Source organism: Sphingobium sp. KCTC 72723, from assembly GCF_014280435.1.
In the GTDB taxonomy this organism is placed as follows: domain Bacteria; phylum Pseudomonadota; class Alphaproteobacteria; order Sphingomonadales; family Sphingomonadaceae; genus Sphingobium.
In genome coordinates this window covers 217,967-243,528 of record NZ_CP060388.1, presented here as the reverse complement: position 1 = coordinate 243,528, position 25,562 = coordinate 217,967, and the positions used below count along the sequence as shown (strand labels likewise).

Here is a 25,562-nt window from a genome sequence, read left to right as displayed (position 1 = left end):
TTCCGTCACCCCAGCGAACGCTGGGGTCTCTCTTATCTTCTCGCACCGGGGCAGAAGAAGAGAGATTCCAGCTTCCGCTGGAATGACGGAGAACAGGCAGCATCGGCTTACGCCTTGTTGTCGTCCACTTCGGAGAATTCGGCATCGACGACATCGTCGTCGGCCTTGGGCGCTTCACCGCCCGGAGCCGCAGCCGAAGCCTGCTCCTTCTCGTAGATCGCCTGACCCAGCTTCATGGCTACGGTCGCCAGTTCCGCCGCCTTGGCCTTCATCGCTTCGGCGTCGCCGCCTTCGATGGCGGACTTGGTCGCCGCGATTGCGGTTTCGATCTCACCCTTCAGGGCTGCATCGACCTTGTCGCCATGTTCGGCCAGCTGTGCTTCGGTCGTGTGGACCAGGCTTTCTGCGTTGTTCTTGGCTTCGGCCGATTCGCGACGCTTCTTGTCGTCTTCGGCAAAGCGTTCGGCATCCTTGACCATCTGGTCGATGTCCGAATCGCTCAGGCCACCCGACGCCTGGATGCGGATCTGCTGTTCCTTGCCAGTACCCTTATCCTTGGCCGACACGTTGACCAGGCCGTTGGCGTCGATGTCGAACGTGACTTCGATCTGCGGCACGCCGCGCGGTGCGGGCGGAATGCCGAGCAGGTCGAACTGGCCCAGGATCTTGTTGTCCGCCGCCATTTCCCGTTCGCCCTGAAACACGCGGATCGTCACGGCCTGCTGATTGTCGTCGGCCGTCGAATACATCTGCGACTTCTTGGCAGGGATCGTCGTGTTACGGTCGATCATGCGCGTGAACACGCCGCCCAGCGTTTCGATGCCCAGCGACAGCGGGGTCACGTCCAGCAGCAGCACGTCCTTGACGTCGCCCTGCAACACGCCTGCCTGAATGGCGGCGCCCATAGCGACCACTTCGTCAGGGTTGACGCCGGTGTGCGGTTCCTTGCCGAAGAATTCCTTCACGGCTTCGCGCACCTTAGGCATACGGGTCATGCCGCCGACCAGAACGACTTCGCTGATCTCGCTCGCCGAAACGCCAGCGTCGGCCATTGCCTTCTTGCACGGTTCCATCGTCCGCTTGATCAGGTCAGCGACCAGACGCTCCAGATCGGCGCGGGTGATCGTCTTGACCAGATGCTTGGGACCGTTCTGGTCGGCAGTGATGAAGGGCAGATTGACTTCGGTCGACTGGGCCGAGGACAGCTCGATCTTCGCCTTTTCAGCGGCTTCCTTCAGACGCTGGAGGGCAAGCTTGTCCTTGGTCAGGTCGATGCTTTCGGTCTTTTTGAAGTCGTCGGCCAGGAATTGCACGACCTTGGCATCGAAATCTTCGCCGCCAAGGAAAGTGTCGCCGTTGGTCGACTTCACTTCGAACACGCCATCGCCGATTTCGAGAATCGAGATGTCGAACGTGCCGCCGCCAAGGTCATAGACCGCAATCGTCTTGCCGTCCTGCTTGTCCAGGCCATAGGCCAGCGCCGCCGCCGTCGGTTCATTGATGATGCGCAGCACTTCAAGACCGGCGATCTGGCCGGCGTCCTTGGTCGCCTGGCGCTGGGCGTCGTTGAAATAGGCAGGAACGGTGATGACTGCCTGCGTAACCGTTTCACCCAGATAGGATTCGGCGGTTTCCTTCATCTTTTGCAGGATGAAGGCGCTGATCTGCGACGGGCTGTAATCTTCGCCACCGGCCTTGACCCATGCGTCGCCGTTCGGACCCTTTGCAATGTCATACGGTACGAGTTCCATGTCCTTCTTGGTCATGGGATCGTCGAAGCGGCGGCCGATCAAGCGCTTGACCGCAAAGATCGTGTTGTCGCCGTTGGTGACGGCCTGACGCTTGGCCGGCTGACCGATCAGACGCTCGCCATCCTTGGCGAAGGCGACGATCGACGGCGTGGTGCGCGCACCTTCTGCATTTTCGATAACCTTGGGCTTACCGCCGTCCATCACGGCGATGCAGCTGTTGGTGGTGCCAAGGTCGATACCAATTACTTTTGCCATTGTGTCCTCTTTGAACCCCAAATTTCATTCAGCGGTTGACGGCCCCATACCTCACGAAAGCGCCAAGGCAAGGCCGGTCTGCATCGGGCATATAGGCGTGCTTTTGCTTGGCACAAGAACCAGCGTTCATTACCTGTGTCATCGACCGGAAACGAGACAGTCATGGAGTGACCAATGCGCGCGCCCTTCGCCCTTATCGCCCTTGTGGCGCCGCTGGCCCTGCCCCTTGCGCTCAGCGCGTGCGGCGACCCGGCACCCAGCTATGTCGATCAGGCATGGATTCGCCTTTCCCCCAACAAGGAAACGCCGTCGGCCGGCTATTTCGTGGTGCATGGCGGCGACGCGGGGGTGCAGTTGCGCGGCGTGCTGACCGACTATGCGCTCAAGGTGGAAATGCATGAAAGCGTGCAGGAAGGCGGCGTCATGACGATGAAGCCGATCGACAGCGTGGACGTGCCACCCAAAAGCGAGGTCGCTTTCGCGCCGGGCGGCAAGCATCTGATGCTGTGGGGCGTCAATGACACCGCGATCGGGCGGGGCAAGATGCAGATGACGTTTTTGATGAGCAATGGCGACCGATTGCTGGTGGACGCCGTGATCCGCAAGCCCGAAGCAGCAGGCGCGAGCGCGGATGGGGGCGCGGCGGAGGCCAAGCCGGGCGAGCATGACGGCCATTGAGCAGCCGGTGCCTCACGTCCGATGAAGTCGCCCTGGCGTGGGCTATGTTCGGGGCCGCGATCGATTATGGACGGGTGCGGGTGCATGAAGCCAAATGGTGGCCGTTACAGCCGCGCGGCGTGACGATGGCCCCCGATGGCGACCTGTGGTTTCATCCCAAAGGCGGCTTGTTCTGCGCGGATTTTTGCGAAAGCCCGCTGCATATTCAGGGGCATTTCATCCATGAGATGACGCATGTGTGGCAGGCGCAGCGGTCGGGCAAATGGTGGTTGCCGCTTATGCGCCATCCCTTTTGCCGCTATGGCTATGATGTCGTGCCGGGGCGGCCGTTCGAGTGCTATGGCATCGAGCAGCAGGCCGAGATCGTGCGCCATGCCTTTCTGTTGCGGCAGGGGGTTGCAGTGGCGGGGAAGCCAGGGCTGGACGTGTATGACGGGCTGTTGCCCTTTGGTTGAAGCGGTTACCCAAATCGGGTAATATGTCGCGATGAGCAAATCTACATCCGTCGCCCTGAGCGATCATTTTCGTGCCTTTGCCGAGCGCAAGGTAGCCGAGGGCCGGTTCGGATCGACCAGCGAGGTCGTGCGTGCGGGCCTGCGACTGCTGGAAATGGAAGAGGAAAAGCTGGAGAGCCTGCGAGCGGCGTTGATCGCAGGTGAAGAAAGTGGCGTGCTGCCCGATTTTGATATGCGCGCGTGGATTGATCGCCGGTTTCCAGAGACGTGAGAATTGCCGTCAGTTTTGCAGTTGCTGCCGAACATGATCTGACGGAAAGCTCGACTTATACGCAAGCGGAGTGGAGCGCGTCGCAAGCCAAGGCCTATCTGGTTGCGATTGCCGATGCGATTGACCTGATCGCTGCTTTTCCCGGCATTGGCAGCCCAATCAACGATGTTCGCAGCAGATACCGCAAATTCCGCGTTGAACGGCACAATATTTATTATCGTCATGGCGGGACGGGCATCGAAATAGTCCGCATCCTGCATCAACGCGCGGATCATCCACCAAAATTGCAATAAAAAAGGGCGGACCCTGCGGCCCGCCCTTTTCCATGTCTCAATCCCGATCGCGGATCAGTATACGCGCGCCTTGGGCTTCACATATTCCGCTTCGTCGGTCATCGTATAGTCGTGGACTGGACGATAATCGAGCGTCACCTTGCCGCCCGAACCGCCCCAGCCGTCGAACCAGCTGATGGTGTGCTTCATCCAGTTATCGTCGTCGCGATTCGGGAAATCTTCGTGCGCATGGGCGCCGCGCGATTCCTTGCGCGCTTCGGCGCCTTCCATCGTGCAGATCGCCTGACACATCAGATTGTCGAGTTCGAGCGTCTCGATAAGGTCGGTGTTCCAGATCAGCGAGCGATCCGAAACCTTGACGTCCTGCAACCGCTTGTTGACGGCCTGCATCTGCGTGACACCTTCCGACAATAGCGCGCTGTCGCGGAACACGGCAGCGTGCTTTTGCATGGTCCGCTGCATGTCGAGACGGATGTCCGCCGTCGGCGTGCTGCCGCTGGCGTTGCGGTAGTGGTCGAGGCGCGAGAGCGCCAGATCGGCCGCGTCGGCAGGCAACGGCTTGTGCGGTGCGTTGGGCTTGAGATTGTCCTTGAGGAACAGGCCCGTGGCCCGCCCGAACACGACAAGGTCGATCAGTGAGTTGGAGCCGAGGCGGTTGGCGCCATGGACCGACACGCAGGCCGCTTCGCCGACCGAGAACAGGCCCGGCACGATCACTTCGGGATCGTCGCCGACCTTGGTCACGACCTGGCCATGATAGTTACAGGGAATGCCGCCCATGTTGTAGTGAACGGTCGGGGTCACCGGCAACGGCTGGCGGGTGAGGTCCACGCCCGCGAAAATCTTGCCGCTTTCAGTGATGCCGGGCAGGCGTTCGGCCAATACCTTGGGATCGATATGGTCGAGGTGCAGGAAGATATGATCCTTATGCTCCCCAACGCCACGCCCTTCGCGCATTTCCATCGCCATCGAGCGGGACACGACGTCGCGCGACGCCAGATCCTTGGCCGAGGGGGCATAGCGTTCCATGAAACGCTCGCCTTCGGAGTTGGTGAGGTAGCCGCCCTCGCCCCGCGCGCCTTCGGTGATCAGCACGCCCGCGCCGTAAATGCCGGTCGGGTGGAACTGCACAAATTCCAGATCCTGCAAAGGCAGGCCCGCGCGCAGCACCATGCCGCCGCCGTCGCCGGTGCAGCTGTGCGCCGATGTGGCCGAGAAATAGGCGCGGCCATAGCCGCCCGTCGCCAGCACGACCGCGTGGCTGCGGAAGCGATGGATCGAGCCATCTTCCATGCACAGCGCGATCACGCCGCGACATTCGCCATTTTCCATGATCAGGTCGATGGCGAAATATTCGATGTAGAAGTCGGCGTCATATTTCAGCGACTGCTGATAGAGCGCGTGCAGCATGGCATGGCCGGTACGGTCGGCGGCAGCACAGGTGCGCTGCACCGGCGGGCCAGCACCCATATTCTGCATATGACCGCCAAAGGGCCGCTGATAGATCGTCCCGTCCTCGTTCCGGCTGAACGGCACACCGGCATGTTCCAACTCGATCACGGCGGCAGGCGCTTCGCGCACCATATATTCGATCGCGTCCTGATCACCCAGCCAGTCGGACCCCTTGACGGTGTCATACATGTGCCAGGTCCAGTGGTCGGGCGAGTTGTTGCCCAGCGACGCGGCGATGCCGCCCTGCGCCGCAACCGTGTGCGACCGGGTGGGAAACAGCTTGGTGATGCAGGCGGTCTTGAGACCCGCTTCAGCGCTGCCCATGGTCGCGCGCAGGCCCGAACCGCCCGCCCCCACGACGACAGTGTCATAGGTATGATCGATGATCTTATAGGCTTGCGTCATTATTCGACGACCCCCGTAAAGGCGATCTTGGCGATCGCAAAAACGCCTGCGGCCGCGCCGCCAAAGGCATAGAAATTGAGCAGCAGCATCGAGAAGAAGGCCAGTCCCTTGTCGTGGACATAATCTTCCAACATGACCTGCATACCAAGGCGCAAGTGCATGAAAATGCTGACAACCATCAGCATCAGCGGCACCGCCACCACCGGGTTGGATATCCACAGCACGACGCTGTCATAATCAAGGCCGGGCAGGCTGAGCAGGCTGAACAGCAGCCACAGCGTCAGCAGCAGATTGCCCACGGCGGTATAACGCTGGGCCAGCCAGTGATGCGCGCCATGCCGCGCGGAGCCAAGGCCACGGACGCGGCCGATACCAGTTCCGTTGCCCATCAGAACGCCTTTCCGAAGATGTAAAGCCAGACAAAGCCGGTCGTCAGCAACGAGGCTACGAAGGTGGCGAGCGACCAGCTCTTGTTGCTGCGCAGTTCATAGCCTGCGCCCATGTCCAGCACGAAATGGCGCAGGCCGGAAAACAGATGCTGGAAGAAGAACCAGGAAAGGCCGATCATGACCAGATAGCCCAAAGGCGACGTCGCGCAGGCGATGAAAGTCGCATAGGCTTCCGGCCCGGTCGCAGCGGCCATCAGCCACCAGATGAGGCCCAGCGCACCGGCGGTCGCAAGCCCGTTGCCGGTCACGCGGTGCATGATGGAAACGGCCATTGCTGGTCCCCATTTCCAGATCGTCAAATGCGGCGAGAGCGGCCGGCTGTTGGATCGCGCCATGTCTACCCTTGTCCCTGATATGTCCCTTGAAGTCCGATCCCCTTAGGAGCGATCCATCCAGAGGGCAAGCTGGGGAAAGTGCGATGCACCAACGTCCGTGTCCGGCGCCCCTTCGGTCGCGGCATAAGAAGTGGTTAACCAAATCACGCTAGGGTCGCTCCATTATCCGATCATGCCATCAACAGGGGCAGTTCACAGATGTCGTCCACCGCTTCCGCCGCCCTTGCCACCTCGGACTATGTCAAGGATTTCGATCCCGACGGCATGATCGCGCGGGATGCCCGCGAAATCGGCACGCTGATCGCCGATGAACTCGATAGCGTGGGGAATACTTTCTTCACCGCCTATATGCGCGACACGGGCCTGCGCGAACAGTTGAGCGGACCCGCGATCAGGCGGATCGAATCCGAAGCGCGCAATTATGTCGAACAGAAGCTCCTCCATTTTCAGGATGCACGCTGGGCGCGTTCCGCCGCCGATTGCGTGCGCCACGCGCGCAAGCATGGCGTGTCGGTGCGGTCGGTGCTGACCGCCGTTGCCGCCGCGAACGAACGGGTCACCGACCTGTTGTGGGATCATTGCCGCGACGACGAACCGCGTTGCCGCCGCCTGTTGCGCGCGATGCTGCATATCTCGATGCTCGATTCGGGCTTCATGAGCAACGTCCTGTCCAACGACCTGGCCGAAACCCAGCGAATCGAGCGCCAGCGTTACGGCACGCTGTTCGAGCAGCGCATCGTCGGCGAAATCGACGGCGCGTCGAAGCTGGGCGAATCGCTGCGTGAACAGGCGCGCGATGCGTCCGCCGCCACGCGCGGCATGTTGGGCAAGGCGTCCGAAGTCGCGGCCGCCGCCGAACAATCCGCCCTCGCCATGCGCGAAGCGGCCCGCACTTCCGCCGGGCTGATCCGCGCGATCGAAGATGCCCGTACCGAAGTGGAGGGCGCGGCCGACGTGTCCCAGCGCGCGGCGCGGCAGTCGGGCGAAGCCGTCACCATGTCCGCCACCCTGTCCGAACATGCCAAGTCGATCGAATCGATCCTGGGCCTGATCCGCGACATTGCCGGGCAAACCAATTTGCTGGCCCTTAACGCCACGATCGAGGCGGCCCGTGCGGGCGACGCCGGGCGCGGCTTTGCCGTGGTGGCGCAGGAAGTCAAAAGCCTGGCCAATCAGACCGCGCGCGCCACCGACGAAATCGCCGGGCGGATCGCCGACATTCAGGCATCGACGCGCCAGTCGGTCGAAACCAACGAACGCATCCGTGACACGGTAGGCGAAGTGCAGGCCAGCGCCGACCGAATCCGCCATGCGATGGACGCGCAGGCGCAGACTGTCACCATGATTACCGCCGCCGTCGATGAAACCGCGCTGGCCGCCGATTCGATGTCGACCACCATTTCGGCGATCCGGCAGGACACCGAAGTCGTCGCGTCGGAAATCGACCAGCTGGAGCGTGGCTTCGTCAGCGTCGAAGGCAAGCTGGCCAGCCTGCGCCATGCCTCGTCCGACTTCGGCCGACAGGTCGCCTGACGTCCTCCAAAAAGGCACCGCTTCCCCTGCTCCCGCTGCTCGGCTAAAGGCGGCGGCATGAATGATGTTGCCACACCAGCCCCCCAAAGCTGGAAAGTCACCCTGCCCTGCACCCGCGCCGAAGCCGAAGCGCTGGACGGCGATATTGCCGCCTTTGCCCTGATGGATCGTCCGCCGGTGCTGATGACCAGCGAAGCTGCGCCCGATGACGAGGACAAGTGGCAGCTCGACGCCTATTTCGAGGGCAAACCCAGCCCCGCCGCGATAAAATTGCTGCGGTCGATGGTGCCGAGCGCTGCGGGCGCCAAACCGCTGGTCGAGGCGCTGCCCGACGCGGATTGGGTGACGATCAGCCAGCAAGGGCTGGAGCCTGTCACCGCCGGGCGTTTTCATGTGCGCAATCTGGCCGAAGATCCCGAACTTCCAGGGCATGTGAACATATTGATCGCAGCGAGTCGCGCCTTTGGCACCGGCCAGCATGAAACGACCGCCGGATGCCTGACCATGCTCGACCGGATGCGGCGTGTGGGGATGCGTTTCACCAATATCGCCGACATCGGCACCGGCACCGGGCTGCTTGCCTTTGCCGCCCTGAACCTGTGGCCCCGCGCCTATGCCATCGCATCGGACATCGATCCGGTCGCCGTTGAAATCAGTGGCGAAAATGCCGGTTTGAACGGGGTAAAACTGGGCAGCGGCAAGGGTCAACTGGCGCTGGTGACAGCCGCCGGGGCGAATCATGCCGCGATCGTCGGGCGCGCGCCCTATGACCTGCTGATCGCCAATATATTGGCCGGACCGCTGATCGAACTCGCCCCCTCGCTCTGCGCCCTGGTGGAGGATGGCGGGACCATCCTGCTGGCGGGCCTGTTGAACGAGCAGGCCGATGCGGTTTTGGCCGCCTATCGCGCGCAGGGGATGCGGCTGGCCGAACGGGGCGACCGAGGCGACTGGCCGACGCTGCGCCTGCGCAAACGGCCCAGCATCGGGTGGAAACGCCCGCGCCGGATAGACCCGGCCGCACGCGGCGAAGCCCCCGGTTTCGGCAGTATCTAAGGAGCGTTCCCATGGCCATTACTCGCCAGATCATCCTGCATGACGGACCGGACGGCCCCTTCGAAAGCATGGCCGTGTTCGATGCTGCGGCCAGCGCGCCCCAGCCCGGTGTCCTGCTGTTCCCCAATGTGCTGGGGACCAAGGAAGCGGATTTCGCCTATGCGGAAAAGGTCGCAGCGCTGGGCTATGCCGTGCTGGTCGCCGACGTTTATGGACAGGGCAAGCGCACGACGCGGGCTGACCCCGAAGCCGGGCGCTATATGGCCGTGCTGAACGCCAACCGGGCGCTGTTGCGCGATCGGGCGCAGGCGGCGCATGGCGTGTTGAAGGGGCTGGACGCCGTGGACGCCGCCTGGACGGCCGCGATCGGCTTCTGCTTTGGTGGCAAATGCGTGCTGGATCTGGCCCGCGCGGGTGCCGACATTGCAGGCGGCGTCAGCTTCCATGGCATTTATGAAGCGCCGCCTTTCCCCAATGCGACGATCGGCGCGAAACTGCTCATCTGCCATGGCTGGGACGATCCGTTCGCGTCGCCGGAAGCTACGGTCGGGCTGGCGCGCGAACTGACCGATGCGGGCTGCGACTGGCAGATTCACGCCTATGGCGGCACTGGCCATGCCTTTACCGACGAAGCCGTCAACATGCCGGAAAAGGGGCTGGCCTACAGCCCGGACGCCGACCGCCGGAGTTTTCGCGCGATGGCCGATTTTCTGGGCGAATTGTTCAGATAATCTTTCAGCGCGTCGGGATGCGCCGGGCGCTCGCCAGATGATGGGCGTGGGTGATGGCGACGGCCAAGGCGTCGGACGCATCAGGCCCGGCGATCTTTGCGCCGGGTAGCAGTCGCGCGACCATGGCGTGGACCTGATCCTTCGACGCATTGCCCACGCCGACGACGGATTTCTTCACCAGCCGCGCAGCATATTCGCCCACTTCCATGCCCGAACGCGCCGCGTTGAGCAGGATGACGCCGCGCGCCTGCCCCAGTTTCAGCGTCGATTGCGGATTGACGTTGACGAACACTTCCTCGACCGCCGCACCGTCGGGCCGATGTTCGAGGATAAGGTCGGTCAGAGCGAGGTCGAGCGCCAGCAGGCGCGTCGCCAGCGCCATCTTGCTATCGGTCTTTATCTGACCATTGCCCAGATGCGTCAGCCGATTGCCGTCAGCCGCAATCAGCCCCCAGCCGGTCGTGCCAAGGCCGGGGTCCAGGCCAAGGAGGATCACAACCCTCTCCCGCCGGGAGAGGGCAGGATCATCAACCCAGCTTCTCCATCACTTCGTCGGAGACTTCGTAATTTCCCCAGACGGTCTGGACGTCGTCATCGTCTTCCAGCGTATCGACCATCTTGAGCAGGCTCGTCGCATTGGCTTCGTCCACTTCGACCATCGTCTGCGGACGCCAGGCCAGCTTGGCACTGTCAGCTGCGCCCAACGCCGTTTCCAGCGCCTTGGCGACTTCGTGGAGCGCGTCCATCGCGGTCCAGATTTCATGCTCGTCCTCGTTGGACGATACGTCCTCCGCGCCCGCTTCCAGCGCTGCTTCGAACATCGCTTCGGCGTCGCCCGCGCTGGCCGGATAGGTGATCAGGCCCATGCGGTCGAAGCCATGGCTGACCGCGCCGGACGCGCCCAGATTGCCGCCATTTTTGGAAAAGGCAGTGCGGACGTTGGTGGCGGTGCGATTGCGATTGTCGGTCAGCGCCTCGACGATGATGGCGGTGCCGCCGGGACCATAGCCCTCATAGCGCACTTCTTCGTAATTTTCCGTGTCGCCCTTGCTCGCCTTGTCGATGGCGCGCTGGATATTATCCTTGGGCATCGACTGCGCCTTGGCCGCGTTGACCGCCAGGCGCAGACGCGGGTTCATGTCCGGGTCGGGCATACCCATTTTGGCCGCGACGGTGATTTCGCGCGACAATTTGGAGAACATCGAGGAGCGCTTCTTGTCCTGGGCGCCCTTGCGATGCATGATGTTCTTGAATTTGGAATGGCCGGCCACGGCCTTCTCCCTGACTTATCTGTGAAACATGAACGCGCTCTCTAGCGAGCGCTGCCTGCGCGCGCAACTCGCACGCAAGCGGGCGGGCTGGCCCCGCTTTACAGCGCCAGCCCGGAAACCCCGATTACTCCATGCCCAGCGCGGACAGGTAGGTCTGGAGGATGGCCTCCATTTCCTGCCGGTCGTGGGGCTGCATTTTCCGCAGGCGCACGATCTGGCGCATGATCTTGGGATCGTAGCCGGTCGATTTGGCTTCCAGATAGACGTCCTTGATGTCGTCGCCGATGCCCTTCTTTTCTTCTTCCAGCCGCTCGATGCGCTCGATCAGAAGGCGTAGCTGGTCGGCGGCGACGTTGTCTTCGCTCATGGGATATCTCCGGTGAATGTGAATCGGTTGGAGCGCGTCCTAGTGATTGTCGGCGTTCTTCGCCACACTCTCTTTCATCCGCGCGATCTGCGCCGGGGTGGCTTCGCCCTGATAACGGCTTTTCCATTCGCCAAAGGGCATACCGTGGATGATTTCCCGTGCTTCCTCGCGGCCCAATGTGCCATCGGCTTCCGCCACCCAGTCGGCCAGGCAGTTGCGGCAGAAGCCCGCCAGCCCCATCAGGTCGATATTTTCGACGTCCGTTCGATGCTGTAAATGCATGACCAGGCGGCGGAAGGCAGTTGCGGCAACCGCATCTGTGAGTATGCTATCGGACATTGGCGGAGCCTTTCGCTGATCTACATCATCCTGTCGTGCAGCACGGATAACCCATAACGACGCACAGGCAAGGCCGTGAGGCAAGCCGGAGGCGTCAGACGGTCAGGAGACGACATGACAAGATTACCCCCCCGTTCGCGCATGGTCCGCATCCTTGCCACGCTTGGTCCCGCGAGCGACACTGCCGAAATGATTCGCGCGCTTTTCGTCGCCGGGGCCGATGCCTTCCGCATCAATATGAGCCATGGCACGCATGAGGATCATGCCGCACGCATCGCCATCATCCGCGCGCTGGAAAAGGAATTTGCGCGGCCTACGACCATATTGGGCGACCTTCAGGGACCAAAGCTGCGCGTCGGCACGTTCGAGAAGGGATTGGCGATTCTGGAAACAGGCGCATCCTTCATTCTGGACCGCGACGAAACGCCCGGTGATGCACGGCGGGTCAACCTGCCCCACTCCGAAATCTACGCCGCGCTGGTGCCGGAAACGCGGCTGTTGCTGGACGATGGCAAGCTGGTGCTGCGCGTCAAGGCGATTGGCGAGGATCGCATCGACACGATCGTCGAGGTCGGCGGTGCGCTGTCTAATCGCAAAGGGGTGAATGTACCCGATGTTGTCGTGCCAGTGCCTGCGCTGACCGAGAAGGACCGGCGCGATCTGAGCTTTGCGATCGAACAGGGCTGCGACTGGATCGCATTGAGCTTCGTCCAGCGGCCGGAGGATCTGGCCGAGGCGCGCAAGCTGATGGGCGGCTATGGATCGTTGATGGCCAAGATCGAGAAGCCGTCGGCCGTGCAGCGGCTGGAGGAGATTATCGAACTGGCCGATGGCGTGATGGTGGCGCGTGGCGATCTGGGCGTCGAATTGCCGCCACAGGCCGTCCCGCCGCTCCAGAAGCAGATCGTGGCGACGGCGCGGCGTATGGGCCGCCCGGTCGTGGTGGCGACCCAAATGCTCGAATCGATGATCAAATCGCCCTCCCCCACCCGTGCCGAAGTGTCCGACGTGGCGACGGCAGTATATGACGGGGCGGACGCGATCATGCTGTCGGCCGAAACGGCGGCGGGCGACTGGCCGGTCGAGGCAGTGACGATGATGGACAGCATCGCCCATAGCGTGGAGCGCGATCCGGGCTATTTTGCGCGGCTGCACTTTACCGAAACCAAACCCGATCCGACCACAGCCGACGCGCTGGCCGAAGCGGCAGGGAATATCGTGTCGGTCGTCGGTGCCAGTGTCATCACCTGCTTCACCTCATCGGGCAGCACGGTGCGCCGCGTGGCGCGTGAGCGACCCTCTGCCCCGATATTGGCGCTGACCCCGCGCACCGACACCGCACGCAAGCTGGGCCTGACATGGGGCGTCCATGCTATTCGCACCAAGGACATCGGCACGTTCGAGGAAATGATCGGCAAGGCCCGGCGCATGGCGTTGCGCCATGACATGGCCGAAAAGGGCGGCAAGATCGTTGTGCTGGCCGGTGTCCCCTTTGGCACGCCGGGATCGACCAATGTGCTGCATGTAGCGGCGGTGCGCGGCGACGAGCTTAAAGGGCGCGATTAGAGCCTGACAGGCTGTGGGTGGCCACATCTTGCCGGTTATGCCGGTGAAGATGTGGCTGCCATGGCCCCTCCGCGCAGGGGGAGGGACGAGCAGCGCGGCTTTACAGGATATGAGGCAGCGCGACAGGCCCGGCGAGATCCCTCACCAGTCAAAACCATCTTGCGCTGCCGAAATATCCGATTGGACGCAGTAACGCATCAAGCGCCCGATCGCGAAGGATCAGGCGCTTATGGAGAATTCGCAGATTCCAGTGACAGGGAACATTGCCGACACCAAGGATGGCGGCGGCGGTCCCCATTGCCGGATCAGCCCTGGCGGGCCTTGAAACGGCGGTTCGTCTTGTTGATGACGTAGGTGCGGCCGCGACGACGGATCACGCGGTTGTCCCGGTGACGGCCCTTGAGCGACTTGAGCGAGTTGCGGATCTTCATGGAAGTCAGCCTTTGATGAATCTGATTATGATCGAAAATTGAAGCGCAGCCCCTATGGGTGGCACGGTCCAAAGTCAAGTGTGGGGACGCTCTTTTGCGCAGCTTTTGCCAACCGTTCATCCCCGATGCAGCAAGTGGATGGCTTGAAGCGTTGAAGGGAATATGTCGGCCGCGTCGTTTTAGCGATCAAAGCCCTATCGGAGAAACATCATGTCCAAGCGCCTGATCCTTGCCGCCTGCCTTGCCCTGCCGATCGGCGCCAGCGCCGCTGCTGCGCCGCGTGTGGAAGTGACGCGCTTCCATGTCGGCGACCCCGCGCGCAGTGGCACGATCGCGGTGGAGGAAATGCCGGGCAATCCCGACATCAGCCTGGAATTTCGCACCTATGCCGCCGCCGTGGCGCAGGAATGGCAGCGCGTCGGCTTCACCACCGCCGCTGCGCCCGCGGCCAGCGACTATGTCGCGCAGGTGGCGTTCCGCCGCAGCTTCCGCCCGACCGGCGCGCCGCGCAACGACCGGCCAGTGAGCGTGGGCGTGGGTGGCGGCATTGGTAGCGGAGGTGGTTCCGGGCTGGGGCTTGGCATCGGCATCAACCTGTCGGGCAAGCCCAAGGACATGGTGACCACGGAATTGCAGATCCAGTTGCGCCGCCGTGCCGATTCGGCCGTGATATGGGAAGGCCGCGCCATGACGCAGGCGCGGCAGGGCAGCGCCGACGCGCAGCCGGTGACCGCCGCGCAAAAGCTGTCGGCTGCGCTGATCGGGGGCTATCCGGGGGAATCAGGCCGCACTATAACCGTCAAATGAGCATTTCCATTTCCAGCGGCTTTGACAGCGGCAACATCAACATCCTTTCGATCACCGACAAGCCAAGCGGCGTGCGCGCCGAGCTGGAAATCGTGACCGATCATCAAAGCGACTTTTATCAATGGTTCCATTTCCGGGTCGCGGGCGCGGCCGGGCGGGAAGTCGAACTGGCGATCGTCAATTGTGCGGGGTCGGCTTATCCCGATGGATGGCTGAACTATAGCGCGCGGGTGAGCGAGGATCGGGAAAATTGGCTGCTGGCGGACACCAGCTATGCCGACGGCACATTGACCATCCGCCTGTCGCCGGATGCCAACCCCGTCTGGGTCGCCTATTTTGCACCCTATTCGATGGAACGGCATCATGACCTGATCGCCTTTGCCGCGTGCCAGCCGGGCGTTGCGCACCGCGAACTGGGGTTGACGCTGGACGGCCAGCCGATCGACCTGCTGACCATTGGCGACGGGCCGAAGCAGGTTTGGCTCTATGCCCGCCAGCATCCGGGCGAATCGATGGCGCAATGGTGGATGGAAGGCGCGCTGGAACGCCTGACCGACGATGATGACTCGGTTGCCCGGCTGTTAAGGCAGAAGGCGACGATCCATCTGGTCCCCAACATGAACCCGGACGGCAGCCGCCGGGGCCATTTGCGCACCAATGCGGTGGGCGTGAACCTGAACCGCGAATGGCACGAGCCTACGGCGGACCGCAGCCCGGAAGTGTTGTTCGTGCGCAACGCCATGGACGAAACGGGCGTGGACCTGGCAATCGACGTGCATGGCGACGAAGCCATCCCCGCCGTGTTCATTGCAGGCTTTGAGGGGATCCCGTCGATCACCGACAAGCAATTGGCGCTCTATCACCGCTATCGCGACACGCTGGCTGCGCGCACGCCCGATTTTCAGACGCGGTTGGGCTATCCGGTGGCAGGCGTGGGCCGGGCGAACCTTTCCATGTCGACCAATCAGGTCGCCGAACGGTTCGGCGCGGTAGCGATGACGCTGGAAATGCCGTTCAAGGACAATGACGACTTGCCCGACGCCGATTATGGCTGGTCGCCCGCACGCTCCATGCAGTTGGCCAAGGATTGCCTGGCCGTGCTGGCGGAGATGATCGAGGATATTTGAACAGTCGCGTTCCCGCAAAGGCGGGAACGCGCAGTTTATTTCCAGTCGAACGGCAGCGGTGCTTCGCGGAAGGCGAAGCGGTCGAGATGATCGGCAACGACCTGCTTGAACCTGTCGACATCGACGTCCGGGTTCGGCTCGATCGTCACCGACAGCGCATTTTCGCTGGCCGCCATGCGGATCGGTCCCATAGGGAAAGCGATAAAGCCCTGTTCCGGGCCGAAATCCGTTTCGAACTTGTGGCTCCAATGCTTGCAAAGCTGTTGGAGATAGCGGCTGCCGTTCGTGGTCGGCACCTGTGCGGTCAGGGTCATGTCAGAGCCTTTCGATCTTCGTAGCGGCTTCGTCGATCAACGATGCTACGTCGAACATGGTCTGGTTATCCGCGCCTTCCTTTTCAAGCCGGTGCTGGATGGCGATGCGCAGATTATGGAGCGCGCGGCGCACGGGAGCGCCATCGACCCGATCCGCGCGTTCGGCCAGCGACGTCAATCGCGCCAGCGCCAGGTCGAGCGCCGCCTTGCGCTCCTCGATCTGCGCACGGCCGGCATCGGTGATGGCAAAAAGTTTGCGGCTGCCTTCGCCCGGTTGTTCGACGATCAGGTCCATGTCGGCCAGCAGGGTCAGCGTAGGATAGACCACGCCGGGGCTGGGGGCGTAGACTTCACCCGATAGTGCTTCGATCGCGCGGATCAGTTCATAGCCATGGCGCGGTTCGTCGGCGATGAGCTTCAAAAGGATCAGGCGCAGCGTTTCATTATCGAACAGGCGCCTACGCCCGCCGCCACCGCCACGTCCGCCCCGGCCACCGCCGCGCACGCCCTCGTCGCCAAAGGGATCGCCGCCGAACGGACCACCGCGCCCGCCGCCAAAGCCGCCGCGGCCAAAACCATCAGGCGCGGCAGCGCGCCCTATGCTGGCATGTCCGCCAAAATGACGGCCGCCATGGCCGCCGCGATGAGAATGAGGAAAATGCATCATTATGTCTTTCATATGCTTCATGATGCATTGAGATATATCTTAAAAAGAGCATAGGTCAAGAGTTGCGATAGATCTTAACTGTATCATTCTGTATCAGAGGGTGGCGAAGTCGATTGGTGCGTGCCGGTCCAACGTGCGCGACTGGTCCTCCAGCGGATATTTAAGGCCGCTGGCGCAGTTGAACAGCACTGACCGATCCTGACGCCCGATCAGCCCTTCGTCCAAGGCACGTTGATAGGCTGCCAGCGTCGCCCCGCCCTCCGGGCAGAGCAGCAAACCGTCGTCGCGCGCCACATCGCGCACCGCCGCTGCGATGGCGGCGTCAGACACGGCGAGCGCCGCGCCACCGCTTTCCCGCACCGCGCGCAGGATCAGGAAATCGCCAACCGCGCGCGGCACGCGGATGCCCATGGCGATGGTGTGGGCATCTTCCCACCGTTCGGCAAATTCCAGACCCTGATCGAAGGCGCGGACCATGGGCGCGCAGCCTTCAGCTTGCACTGCGAACATTTTGGGGCGTTTGGACCCGATGAAGCCGATCTTTTCCAGCTCATCGAACGCTTTCCACATGCCGATCAGGCCAGTGCCGCCACCAGTGGGATAGAAAATCGCGTCGGGCAATTCCCAGTCCAGCTGTTCGGCCAGTTCCAGCCCCATCGTCTTCTTTCCCTCGATGCGATAGGGTTCTTTCAGCGTCGAGAAATCGAACCAGCCGCGCGCCTTGGCCCCCTGCCCCACGATCGCCCCGCAATCGTCGATCAGACCGTTGACGCGATAGACGCGCGCGCCCTGCGCCGCGATTTCGCGCACATTGATTTCGGGCGTGTCGGCGGGACAAAAGACGATCGCTTCCATACCCGCGACGGCAGCATAGGCGGCCAGTGCCGCCCCCGCATTGCCGTTGGTGGGCATGGCAATCTGCGTCACGCCCAGTTCCTTTGCCATCGACACCGCCATGACGAGGCCGCGTGCCTTGAACGATGCTGTCGGCAAACGCCCCTCATCCTTCGCCCACAGATGCGCACCGCCCAACCGCGCCGCCGTGCGCGGCAGCGCGATCAGCGGCGTGGCATTTTCGCCCAGGCTCACGATATTGGCGGTCTGCCGCACCGGCAGCAATTCGCGCCAGCGCCACAGGTCCATTGGCCGGGTGGCAAGCGCTTTCTTGGTCAGCGTCGCGCGGACGCCGTCCAGATCATAGCGCACCAAAAGCGGCTTCCCCGCCGCCGACAGCCCGTGCAGCCTGTCCGCCTCATAACGCTCTCCGTTCAGAGAACATTCCAGATGGGTGACGAAGGTAGGGCGGTCGGTGGTGAGGTTGATGTCGTGGCGCATGGGAGCCTTTTTCTGAATAATTGGCCCCCATCAAGATAAGGGACTGTAACAGTGCTGCGTAGAACGCAGCGCTATCCGGCAAGCCCCCACCCCCGGCTCCTCCCGCAAGCGGGAGGGGGAAATTTGATCAGTCCGGCTTTTTCGCCACGCTGACCATGGCGGGCCGCAGCAGACGGTCCTTGATCATGTAGCCGGCCTGCATTTCGATCAGGATCGTGCCAGGTTCGGCGTCTGCCGACGGGACTTCCATCATCGCCTGATGCTTGTTGGGGTCGAGCGGCTGGCCGACCGATTCGATCTTTGCAATGCCGTTGCGACCAAACACGCTTTCAAGTTCGCGGCCCGTGGCTTCCAGGCCGACGACCAGACCCTTGAACTTCTCGTCCTCGCGCAGGTCGGCGGGAATCGCCGCCAATGCGCGCGACAGGTTGTCGGCGACCGACAAGATGTCACGGGCAAAGCTGGTCGCGGCATAAGCGCGCGTATCGGCCAGTTCCTTTTCCAGCCGACGCCGCACATTCTGCGTGTCGGCGTGGGCATAGAGAATGTCCTGCTTGGCTGTGGCAAGTTCCGCTTCCAGCGCGGCAATACGCTCGGCATTGCCATCGGCCACAGGCGTTTCCTCTTCCGGCAACTGGTCCACGACTTGGGTGTTTTCGATATTCTGTGTGTCTTCGCTCATCTCATCAATCTCGATAGCGTCTGTGCAGTAAAATCTACCATGGGGATGACCCGCGCATAGTTCAAGCGCGTGGGACCGATCACGCCGACCACGCCGACCACCCGGCCATCCGCGCCACGATAGGGCGCGGCTATGACCGAAGAACCCGACAGGGAAAAGAGCTTGTTTTCCGACCCGATGAAGATTTTGGTCGCGCTGCCTGCCAATGCGCCTTCCAGCAGGCGGGAAATTTCCTGTTTCCCTTCCAGCTGTTCCAGCAATTGCCGCACTCTTTCCAGGTCCGCTGCCGTGCCGTCGTCGATCAGATGCGCCTGCCCCCGCACGATCAGCACGGGCCGGTCGTCGGCATCGTGCGACCAGATGGCGATGCCGCGTTCCACCAGTTCGCGCGCTGCGCCATCCAGCAGGCTGCGCTCCGTTTCCATTTCGCGACTGAGCATGTCGCCTGCCTGCCGCAGCGTCATGCCCGCAAAGCGCGCCGACATGAAATTGGCCGCTTCATTGAGCATCGAGGGTGTGACCGCAGGCGGCAGGTCCAGCACGCGGTTTTCGACCGACCCGTCCTGCCCGACCAGCACGGCCAGCGCCTGCCGGTCGTTCAACGGCACGAAGCCGAACTGGCGCAGTACAGGTTCCCGGCGCGGCACCATGACGATCCCGGCGCAGGCGGACAGACCCGACAGCGCGGCGGTGGCAGCGGACAGCGCTTCCTCGATCGGGCCACTTTCGGCCAGGCCCGCCTCGATCGCGCGCCGTTCCTCCAGCGAGGGTTCTGCGGCCTGCATCATGCCGTCGACAAACAGGCGCAGCCCGGTTTCGGTGGGCATCCGACCGGCCGATGTGTGGGGGGCGGCGAGCAGGCCCAATTCTTCCAGATCCTGCATGACATTGCGGATCGACGCGGGCGACAGGCTGATGCCCGCCAGCTTGCTGAGCGTGCGCGATGCGACGGGCAGGCCGGTGCCGAGATAGCTTTCCACCACCAGGCGAAAGACATCGCGGGCGCGGTCGTTGAGTTCGGAGATGGGCGTGACCGACATTTACGTCCAGCTCCGCCACGCAGCGCGTAAAGGCGGCCTCATTTCGTCACTACCGGGGCTTTGAGCATCGGTTCGACATCCAGCATTTTGGGGATCGCCGCAATCGCGGTGCGCAGCCGCCCATAGCGGGCATCCATGCAGCCCGACTGGAAATCCAGCCGGGTCGGCTTGCCCGTGCCGCCGCTCCATTCAAGGGAATAGCCGGGCATGTCAGTGGCGAAGCGCGTGCAGTTTTCGCCCTGGGCGATGCGCTTGGTCGTGCCGCTGAGCGGGCGGAACGGGGCGAGCGCAGCGCGCACGCGGCGATATTGGGCGGCGCTGACGGCAAAGCGCGTCGGTCCCGGCACGGCGGTGAAGCGCTCCGGCTCCAGCAGGCCCGACCCATCGGGCGTCACGCGCAGACTGTAGGCCGGACAGGCGCCAAAACAACGGCCAGCGGTCAGGCGGATCGTTTCACCCGGCGCCTTTGGCTTTTCCAGTTCGGTATCGGCCCCGGCGCATCCCGCCACCATCATCAGGCCCGCCAGCATCGTCAATCGCATCATCATGCCCCCCTCTTAGCGGCTAATCGTCGCCTTGACACTGGCATCCTGCGCCACCGGGCGCTAAGCGGCGCTGTGAAGGCGCGCTTCGGCGCGTTGGCAGCACCAGACTTGTTTCGGAGAAAATATATGCGTCCTTCCGGCCGCGCGCCCGACCAGATGCGCGACATCACCATGGAGCCTGGCTTCACCGTCCATGCCGAGGGCAGCTGCCTGATCAGCTTTGGCGATACGCGGGTTCTTTGCACCGCGTCGGTCGAGGAAAAGGTGCCGCCTTTCCTGCGCGGCAAGGGTTCAGGCTGGGTCACGGCGGAATATGGCATGTTGCCCCGCGCGACGCATACCCGTGGCAGCCGTGAAGCGGCCAAGGGCAAGCAGTCGGGCCGGACGCAGGAAATCCAGCGCCTGATCGGCCGGTCGCTGCGTACCGTGGTGGACATGAAAAAGCTGGGCGAGCGCCAGATCGTGATCGATTGCGACGTGATCCAGGCCGATGGCGGCACGCGCACGGCGTCGATTTCCGGCGCGTGGGTCGCGCTGCGCATTGCGGTGGACAAGCTGCTGGCGTCCGGCGCGCTCAAGGAAGACCCGATCATCCAGAAAGTCGCGGCGATCAGTTGCGGCATCTACAACGGCACGCCGGTCCTCGACCTCGACTATGCCGAGGATAGCAATGCCGAGACGGACGCCAACCTGATCCTGACCGGCGACGGCAAGTTCGCCGAAGTGCAGGCGACGGCTGAGGGCGCTGCCTATGACGAGGAAGAGTTGCTTCGTCTGCTGCGGCTGGCGCGGATCGGTTGCGCGAAGATCTTTGCGGCGCAGGATGCGGCGACCGGGCGTTAAGCGCCTAAATCCCCTCCGTCATGCCAGCGACCCGAAGGGCGACCGAAGGTCAACGCTGGCATCCCACTTTTCTTTCGGCTCTAAGACTGGAAAGAAGTGAGATCCCAGCGTTCGCTGGGATGACGGAATGATTTGAAGGTAAGGCAATGACCGACCAATTCGGACAGGAACAGGCGATCCGCAAGCTGGCCCCCGGCAAGCTGGTGATTGCCAGCCATAATGCGGGCAAGGTGCGCGAAATTGCGGCGTTGCTTGGCCCGTTCGGGATCGAGCCGATTTCCGCCGCGTCGCTCGACCTGCCCGAACCGGAGGAAACAGGCACCACTTTCATCGCCAATGCCGAATTGAAGGCGATGCAGGCGGCAGACCTATCCGGCCTGCCTGCGCTGGCCGATGATTCGGGGCTGTGCGTCGAAGCGCTGGGCGGTGATCCCGGCCTGTTTTCGGCGCGCTGGGCCGGGCCGGACAAGGATTTCGGCCTTGCCATGCAGAAGGTGTGGGACGGCATCGCCGCCAGGGGGCCGGACGCAGGCCATGACGCCCATTTCATCTGCGCCCTCGCCCTCGCCTGGCCCGACGGGCATGTCGAAGCGTTCGAGGGGCGGGTCGACGGCACGCTGGTCTGGCCGCCGCGTGGGGGCAATGGCTTTGGCTATGACGCGATGTTCATGCCGCATGGCCACGCAATCAGCTTTGGCGAAATGGACCCGGACGCCAAGCACGCCATGAGCCACCGCGCCGACGCTTTCAGGAAGCTGGTCGCGGCGGTGTTCTGACCCTTATTGCCCGCCGCTGGCCAACTCGATCGCGGCGTCCGCATCCATCGGGCCTTTGCCAAAGGCGTTGCCGGCGGGGAGATAGCGGCAGACGAGATATTCATAATTGGCCCCGTCGCCCAATGCGCAGCCAACCTTGCGGGTGCCGCGCCAGATCATCTGGCTGTAATGGCCGACATCCTGCCAGCGCCCGGTGGTGCTGAGGTCGGGGAGCTTTCCGCCAGTGCGCATCCATTTGCGTTCGTCCAGAAACGCGCCGACCATCACGCCATAGCCATAGAGGCGGCGCGGACCCATCCATAGATTTTCACCGCTGGGCATGGTGCGGCTGGCACGCGGGGAATGGCGGAACAGGCCGGTGCGGGCCATGTCCTGCGCATAGCGGGCAGCGTCGGCGGTGAGATCATCGTCCCAGTCGAGCGGGTCGAGGCCCAATGCCGTCCGCTCGCCATTATGGGCGTCGAGCATCACCGATTGCAGCAGGGCGTCGCCGCGCGGGGCTTCCTCCATACCGTAGAAGGGTGCCGCCATGACCGGCGCGGTCGGTGTGACGGCTCTGGATCGCGCGAATCGCGAATCGCTGTCCGATGCCGCGTACGCGCCGCTGGCGAGCAAGGCCGCAGCCCATAGCCCGGCGTGCAAAAAGCGTTTAGGGCTGCCCCCAACCATGTCGCCTGATACTCCCCCCAACGCATCGGCCCCCGCCGACACCCAAGCCTTATATATCCATTGGCCATTTTGCGTATCCAAATGTCCCTATTGCGATTTTAACAGTCATGTTCGCGAGTCCGTGGACGTTGCCGCGTGGCGCAGCGCGTTGCTGGCAGACATGGCGCATGAAGCGGGGCTGACGGCAGGGCGGCCGCTATCGTCGATTTTCTTTGGCGGCGGCACGCCTTCGTTGATGCCACCTGCGCTGGTGGCGGACCTGATTGCGGCGGCGCAGGACCATTGGGGCTTTACCCCCGACATGGAAATCACGCTGGAGGCCAATCCCAATTCGGTGGAGGCCGCGCGCTTTGGCGATCTGGCGGCAGCCGGGATCAACCGGGTATCGTTGGGCTTGCAGGCGCTCGACGGGGAAGCGCTGCATTTTTTGGGCCGGGCGCATGACGTGGCCGAGGGGCTGGCGGCACTGGATACGGCGCAGCGATTGTTCGCGCGAGTGAGTTTCGACCTGATCTACGCCCGTCCGGGGCAGAGCGAGAGGGACTGGGCAGCGGAACTGGCGCAGGCGCTATCGTTCGGCACCGGGCATCTTTCGCTTTATCAACTGACGATCGAGCCGGGGACGCGCTTTGCCACGCTGGTGGCGCAGGGCAAGCTGACCCCGGCGGACCCCGACCATGGCGCGACGCTGTATGAACTGACCGCCGCGATGACCGGGGCGGCGGGCATCCCGGCCTATGAGATCAGCAACCATGCCCGCGCCGGGCAGGCAAGCCGCCACAACCTGACCTATTGGCGCTATGGCGACTATATGGGTGTGGGTCCGGGCGCGCATGGGCGGCGCGGCGGCATGGCGACGATGCGGCACAAGAAGCCGGAAAACTGGATGGGCGCGGTCGCGCGCAACGGTCATGGGCTTCAGAGCGAGGATGTGCTGTCGGGTGAAGACAAGGCGCGTGAGGCGTTGTTGATGGGGTTGCGACTGGGCGAAGGGGTCGACCTGTCGCGGATCGCCGCATTGTCCGGCATTGGCGCGGCGCGGCTGGTGGATGAGCGGGCGATCGGCCAGTTGACCGACCTGGGCCTCATTCGCCTGACAGGCAGCCGGTTGCAGGTTGCGCCAGCGGGCATGTTGCTGCTCGACGCGATTCTGCCCGAAGTAGTCGCGGTTTAGGCTCAGTCCTGCCCTTTGCGTATTTCTGCGATCGAGCGGTCGATTTCGCGCAGCGCTTCGGTGCGGGCGAAGGCGGGCATGGATGCGTCGCTTGCGATCTGGGCGCGGGCGGAGCGTAGCCCGGCGAGCGCTTCGGCATGGTCGTTACGGGCCATGTGGTCGGCATTGATCCTGTCCCGATCCGCCTGCCGGGCGGCGCGGTCCGCCTGTAGGCTGGCGCGGTCGGCGGCGCGAGCGGCGCGGTCCGCCTGAGCGCGGGCATGATCGGCGGTGCGCGCGATGGCGGCCTCGCAAATGCGTATGCGGATGTTGCGGCGACCATCGGACCCGGTGGTTTCGCGGTGGCTGACCATATCGCTGCCATCGCAGCCGTTACGGACATCGACGCGCGGCACCATGCGGGCGATGTCGGCCTGCGTCGGGACGCGGGGCGTTTCGGGCCAGGCACTGGACACTGGCGGCGCTGGTGGCACCGGGGCCATCGGGGCGATCATATCCGCTGCCGGAACGGGCGGCGCAGCGGGTACGGACGGTTCGGGCCAGGCAGCCGCTGCGCTGGCGGTAGGCACGGCTGGAGTTTCCGGCACAGTGGCGACTGCTGGGGCGACCGCTGGGGCGCTGGCCGCTGCTGGCTGCGCGACCAGATGGGTCAGGCGGGAGAAATCGGTCGCTTCGACCCTGTCGGTGAGGACGGCCATCTGCTGCGCGGCGCGGCTGCCCGATGCGGTCATGGCGAGGCCAGCGGCAGTGACGAGCGCGATGGCGGCCATGCCCCAGCTGATCTGGCGCAGCGAATGTTCGTGAGTCGAGAGCATTTTGAGCCTCCCTTTCAATGTCGTGATGCGGGTGAGGTGGCAGGCGGCGGCAAACTGGCGGCCGCCTGCTGCCTTGAGGATCGCGCGGCCATAGGCATGGGCGTTTTCGCGGCCATAAAGCGCCAGGACGCGCGCGTCGCAGGCGGTTTCCTGATCGGCGCGATAGGCGCGATAGGCGATCCACGCGACCGGGTTGCACCAGTGGATGGCGAGCAGCAGCAGGGCGACCATATTTGCGGCAAGATCCGCATGGTCATGATGCGCCCGTTCATGGGCGATCGCCATATCCTGTTCCAGCGGGTCGTAGCGCAGCGTGAAATCGGTGGGCAGGACGATATATGGCGTCAGGACGCCAAAGGCGAGCGGGCCGCTGGCATTGGGACTGGCGATCAGGCGGATTCGTCCTTCCTGCCCGACCGGCGTGGCACCGCGCAGCATGTGGCGACGGAAGCGAAAGTAGACAGCGAGATGGACAGTCACGAACAAAATCGCACCGACCAGCCAAAGCGCGACAGCCGCTTCGAGCCATGGAAAAGATTGTTCTATTACAATGGCTTGCTGTGTATTTTTGACCGCCAGAAGTGCCGGCAATCCGGCCTGGTCGACCGCCATGTGTAGCGGGGATGGTTGCACGATTTCCTGCGGCAAGGCGGGCAGGATCATCCGCGCGAAGGGCAATGCCCAGAGCCAGTAGGCGACCCCTGCCCCCAGCCAGCGCGCGACCGGACGGCGCAGCAGCATGACGAGTGCCATCAACAAGGTCGTGGCGATCAGCGTTTCGGCCAGCCAGACGTTCATGATTTCAACCCCTTGAGGATCGCTTCCAGTTCGGCAATGTCCTGCGCGCTCAACTGGTCCTGACTGGCCAGTTGGGCGACCAGCGGCGACACGCGCCCGCCGAACAATCGGTTGACCAGCCGCCCCGATTCGCTGGCGACATAATCGTCGCGGGCCACCATGGGGCGGTAGAGGAAGCGGCGGCCGTCCTGATCGGCGGCGATCACATCCTTGGCCATCAGGCGCGAGAGCAGGGTCTTGACCGTCTGCACGCTCCAGTCGCGGTCGGTGGCGACGCGATCGGCCACGTCGTTGGCGGTCAGCGGCGCGCGTTCCCACAGCGCCTCCATCAC

Annotated in this window: 31 protein-coding genes; 13 read left to right on the top strand and 18 right to left on the bottom strand. The window is 63.4% G+C overall.

What is annotated here, in order from left to right:
- Positions 1–107: 107 nt before the first annotated feature.
- Positions 108–2,006: a molecular chaperone DnaK gene (dnaK, locus tag SPBM01_RS01305; RefSeq protein ID WP_188063658.1), complete on the bottom strand. Its 1,899-nt coding sequence runs from the start codon at positions 2,004–2,006 to the stop codon at positions 108–110.
- Between the two features lie 174 nt (positions 2,007–2,180).
- On the opposite strand from dnaK, the gene SPBM01_RS01300 reads away from it, so the two are divergent.
- From SPBM01_RS01300 to SPBM01_RS01285, 4 genes are read left to right on the top strand one after another with little or no spacing between them, the layout of a single operon-like run.
- Entirely contained in the window at positions 2,181–2,684 is a 504-nt protein-coding gene (locus tag SPBM01_RS01300; RefSeq protein ID WP_188063657.1) for a copper chaperone PCu(A)C, read from the top strand.
- Positions 2,681–3,139 (top strand): vgr related protein, encoded by a 459-nt coding sequence (locus SPBM01_RS01295; protein ID WP_188063656.1) that lies wholly within the window; start codon positions 2,681–2,683, stop codon positions 3,137–3,139. Before SPBM01_RS01300 ends, SPBM01_RS01295 begins: the two co-directional genes overlap by 4 nt.
- A 31-nt stretch (positions 3,140–3,170) precedes the next feature.
- On the top strand, positions 3,171–3,410 hold the full coding sequence (locus SPBM01_RS01290) for a type II toxin-antitoxin system ParD family antitoxin (protein ID WP_188063655.1): 240 nt from the start codon (positions 3,171–3,173) through the stop codon (positions 3,408–3,410).
- Complete coding sequence (locus SPBM01_RS01285; protein ID WP_188063654.1) at positions 3,407–3,703, top strand: type II toxin-antitoxin system RelE/ParE family toxin; 297 nt, start codon at positions 3,407–3,409, stop codon at positions 3,701–3,703. The genes SPBM01_RS01290 and SPBM01_RS01285 overlap by 4 nt, the downstream gene beginning before the upstream one ends.
- A 54-nt stretch (positions 3,704–3,757) precedes the next feature.
- Here SPBM01_RS01285 and sdhA read toward each other — a convergent pair whose 3' ends face one another.
- From sdhA to sdhC, 3 genes are read right to left on the bottom strand one after another with little or no spacing between them, the layout of a single operon-like run.
- Positions 3,758–5,560, bottom strand: a complete 1,803-nt coding sequence (gene sdhA, locus SPBM01_RS01280; RefSeq protein WP_188063653.1) for a succinate dehydrogenase flavoprotein subunit — start codon at positions 5,558–5,560, stop codon at positions 3,758–3,760.
- Entirely contained in the window at positions 5,560–5,949 is a 390-nt protein-coding gene (gene sdhD / locus SPBM01_RS01275) for a succinate dehydrogenase, hydrophobic membrane anchor protein (RefSeq protein ID WP_188063652.1), read from the bottom strand. The genes sdhA and sdhD overlap by 1 nt, the downstream gene beginning before the upstream one ends.
- Complete coding sequence (sdhC, locus tag SPBM01_RS01270) at positions 5,949–6,344, bottom strand: succinate dehydrogenase, cytochrome b556 subunit (RefSeq protein ID WP_188063651.1); 396 nt, start codon at positions 6,342–6,344, stop codon at positions 5,949–5,951. The genes sdhD and sdhC overlap by 1 nt, the downstream gene beginning before the upstream one ends.
- Positions 6,345–6,542: 198 nt before the next feature.
- Between sdhC and SPBM01_RS01265 the strand changes: the two genes are divergently transcribed.
- Genes SPBM01_RS01265 through SPBM01_RS01255 form a run of 3 tightly spaced genes read left to right on the top strand, consistent with a single transcriptional unit; the run spans position 6,543 to position 9,664 of the window.
- Entirely contained in the window at positions 6,543–7,877 is a 1,335-nt protein-coding gene (locus SPBM01_RS01265) for a methyl-accepting chemotaxis protein (protein WP_188063650.1), read from the top strand.
- A gap of 57 nt (positions 7,878–7,934) precedes the next feature.
- The gene (locus tag SPBM01_RS01260; protein WP_188063649.1) at positions 7,935–8,933 is read left to right on the top strand and encodes a 50S ribosomal protein L11 methyltransferase; all 999 of its coding nucleotides are present in this window, start codon (positions 7,935–7,937) and stop codon (positions 8,931–8,933) included.
- 11 nt (positions 8,934–8,944) lie between these two features.
- Complete coding sequence (locus SPBM01_RS01255) at positions 8,945–9,664, top strand: dienelactone hydrolase family protein (RefSeq protein WP_188063648.1); 720 nt, start codon at positions 8,945–8,947, stop codon at positions 9,662–9,664.
- 4 nt (positions 9,665–9,668) lie between these two features.
- On the opposite strand, the gene ruvC is transcribed toward SPBM01_RS01255, so the two are convergent.
- From ruvC to SPBM01_RS01235, 4 genes are all read right to left on the bottom strand, one after another.
- Positions 9,669–10,160: a crossover junction endodeoxyribonuclease RuvC gene (gene ruvC, locus SPBM01_RS01250; protein ID WP_188063647.1), complete on the bottom strand. Its 492-nt coding sequence runs from the start codon at positions 10,158–10,160 to the stop codon at positions 9,669–9,671.
- A 31-nt stretch (positions 10,161–10,191) separates the two neighbouring features.
- Positions 10,192–10,935, bottom strand: coding sequence for a YebC/PmpR family DNA-binding transcriptional regulator (locus SPBM01_RS01245; protein ID WP_188063646.1), 744 nt, complete (start codon positions 10,933–10,935; stop codon positions 10,192–10,194).
- A 124-nt stretch (positions 10,936–11,059) separates the two neighbouring features.
- Positions 11,060–11,302, bottom strand: coding sequence for a DUF2312 domain-containing protein (locus SPBM01_RS01240; RefSeq protein ID WP_188063645.1), 243 nt, complete (start codon positions 11,300–11,302; stop codon positions 11,060–11,062).
- 39 nt (positions 11,303–11,341) lie between these two features.
- Complete coding sequence (locus tag SPBM01_RS01235) at positions 11,342–11,641, bottom strand: DUF1244 domain-containing protein (protein WP_188063644.1); 300 nt, start codon at positions 11,639–11,641, stop codon at positions 11,342–11,344.
- A 114-nt stretch (positions 11,642–11,755) separates the two neighbouring features.
- Between SPBM01_RS01235 and pyk the strand changes: the two genes are divergently transcribed.
- Positions 11,756–13,207: a pyruvate kinase gene (gene pyk / locus SPBM01_RS01230; protein WP_188063643.1), complete on the top strand. Its 1,452-nt coding sequence runs from the start codon at positions 11,756–11,758 to the stop codon at positions 13,205–13,207.
- 305 nt (positions 13,208–13,512) lie between these two features.
- On the opposite strand, the gene ykgO is transcribed toward pyk, so the two are convergent.
- Positions 13,513–13,638 carry a type B 50S ribosomal protein L36 gene (gene ykgO / locus SPBM01_RS01225; RefSeq protein ID WP_004210176.1) on the bottom strand — a complete coding sequence of 42 codons (126 nt, stop codon included), beginning with the start codon at positions 13,636–13,638 and terminating at the stop codon, positions 13,513–13,515.
- A gap of 210 nt (positions 13,639–13,848) precedes the next feature.
- Here ykgO and SPBM01_RS01220 point away from each other — a divergent pair, with 210 nt between their 5' ends.
- Both SPBM01_RS01220 and SPBM01_RS01215 read left to right on the top strand, forming a co-directional pair.
- Positions 13,849–14,445, top strand: coding sequence for a hypothetical protein (locus SPBM01_RS01220; RefSeq protein ID WP_188063642.1), 597 nt, complete (start codon positions 13,849–13,851; stop codon positions 14,443–14,445).
- Positions 14,442–15,572, top strand: a complete 1,131-nt coding sequence (locus tag SPBM01_RS01215) for a carboxypeptidase family protein (protein WP_188063641.1) — start codon at positions 14,442–14,444, stop codon at positions 15,570–15,572. The genes SPBM01_RS01220 and SPBM01_RS01215 overlap by 4 nt, the downstream gene beginning before the upstream one ends.
- A 35-nt stretch (positions 15,573–15,607) precedes the next feature.
- On the opposite strand, the gene SPBM01_RS01210 is transcribed toward SPBM01_RS01215, so the two are convergent.
- The 6 genes from SPBM01_RS01210 to SPBM01_RS01185 form a co-directional block, all read right to left on the bottom strand.
- The gene (locus SPBM01_RS01210) at positions 15,608–15,886 is read right to left on the bottom strand and encodes a DUF2218 domain-containing protein (RefSeq protein WP_188063640.1); all 279 of its coding nucleotides are present in this window, start codon (positions 15,884–15,886) and stop codon (positions 15,608–15,610) included.
- Position 15,887: 1 nt separating this feature from the next.
- Positions 15,888–16,553 carry a PadR family transcriptional regulator gene (locus SPBM01_RS01205; protein ID WP_188063639.1) on the bottom strand — a complete coding sequence of 222 codons (666 nt, stop codon included), beginning with the start codon at positions 16,551–16,553 and terminating at the stop codon, positions 15,888–15,890.
- A gap of 93 nt (positions 16,554–16,646) precedes the next feature.
- Positions 16,647–17,888: a threonine synthase gene (locus tag SPBM01_RS01200; RefSeq protein ID WP_188063638.1), complete on the bottom strand. Its 1,242-nt coding sequence runs from the start codon at positions 17,886–17,888 to the stop codon at positions 16,647–16,649.
- A gap of 127 nt (positions 17,889–18,015) precedes the next feature.
- The gene (grpE, locus tag SPBM01_RS01195) at positions 18,016–18,570 is read right to left on the bottom strand and encodes a nucleotide exchange factor GrpE (RefSeq protein WP_188063637.1); all 555 of its coding nucleotides are present in this window, start codon (positions 18,568–18,570) and stop codon (positions 18,016–18,018) included.
- Positions 18,567–19,610 (bottom strand): heat-inducible transcriptional repressor HrcA, encoded by a 1,044-nt coding sequence (gene hrcA, locus SPBM01_RS01190; RefSeq protein ID WP_188063636.1) that lies wholly within the window; start codon positions 19,608–19,610, stop codon positions 18,567–18,569. The genes grpE and hrcA overlap by 4 nt, the downstream gene beginning before the upstream one ends.
- A gap of 38 nt (positions 19,611–19,648) precedes the next feature.
- Positions 19,649–20,158, bottom strand: coding sequence for a DUF6438 domain-containing protein (locus SPBM01_RS01185; RefSeq protein ID WP_316725050.1), 510 nt, complete (start codon positions 20,156–20,158; stop codon positions 19,649–19,651).
- 123 nt (positions 20,159–20,281) lie between these two features.
- On the opposite strand from SPBM01_RS01185, the gene rph reads away from it, so the two are divergent.
- Both rph and rdgB read left to right on the top strand, forming a co-directional pair.
- Positions 20,282–20,998: a ribonuclease PH gene (rph, locus tag SPBM01_RS01180; RefSeq protein WP_188063635.1), complete on the top strand. Its 717-nt coding sequence runs from the start codon at positions 20,282–20,284 to the stop codon at positions 20,996–20,998.
- Between the two features lie 146 nt (positions 20,999–21,144).
- Entirely contained in the window at positions 21,145–21,774 is a 630-nt protein-coding gene (rdgB, locus tag SPBM01_RS01175) for an RdgB/HAM1 family non-canonical purine NTP pyrophosphatase (RefSeq protein ID WP_188063634.1), read from the top strand.
- A 3-nt stretch (positions 21,775–21,777) separates the two neighbouring features.
- Here the strand turns inward: rdgB and SPBM01_RS01170 are convergent, their stop codons facing one another.
- Positions 21,778–22,443, bottom strand: coding sequence for a CAP domain-containing protein (locus tag SPBM01_RS01170; protein WP_188063633.1), 666 nt, complete (start codon positions 22,441–22,443; stop codon positions 21,778–21,780).
- Here SPBM01_RS01170 and hemW point away from each other — a divergent pair.
- Positions 22,442–23,617: a radical SAM family heme chaperone HemW gene (gene hemW / locus SPBM01_RS01165; protein WP_188063632.1), complete on the top strand. Its 1,176-nt coding sequence runs from the start codon at positions 22,442–22,444 to the stop codon at positions 23,615–23,617. The two genes, SPBM01_RS01170 and hemW, sit on opposite strands and share 2 nt — an antisense overlap.
- Before the next feature lie 2 nt (positions 23,618–23,619).
- Here hemW and SPBM01_RS01160 read toward each other — a convergent pair whose 3' ends face one another.
- Both SPBM01_RS01160 and SPBM01_RS01155 read right to left on the bottom strand, forming a co-directional pair.
- Positions 23,620–25,230 carry a M56 family metallopeptidase gene (locus tag SPBM01_RS01160; RefSeq protein ID WP_188063631.1) on the bottom strand — a complete coding sequence of 537 codons (1,611 nt, stop codon included), beginning with the start codon at positions 25,228–25,230 and terminating at the stop codon, positions 23,620–23,622.
- A complete protein-coding gene (locus SPBM01_RS01155; RefSeq protein ID WP_262504402.1) occupies positions 25,227–25,559 on the bottom strand; it encodes a BlaI/MecI/CopY family transcriptional regulator in 333 nt (110 codons plus the stop codon). Before SPBM01_RS01155 ends, SPBM01_RS01160 begins: the two co-directional genes overlap by 4 nt.
- Positions 25,560–25,562: the final 3 nt, after the last annotated feature.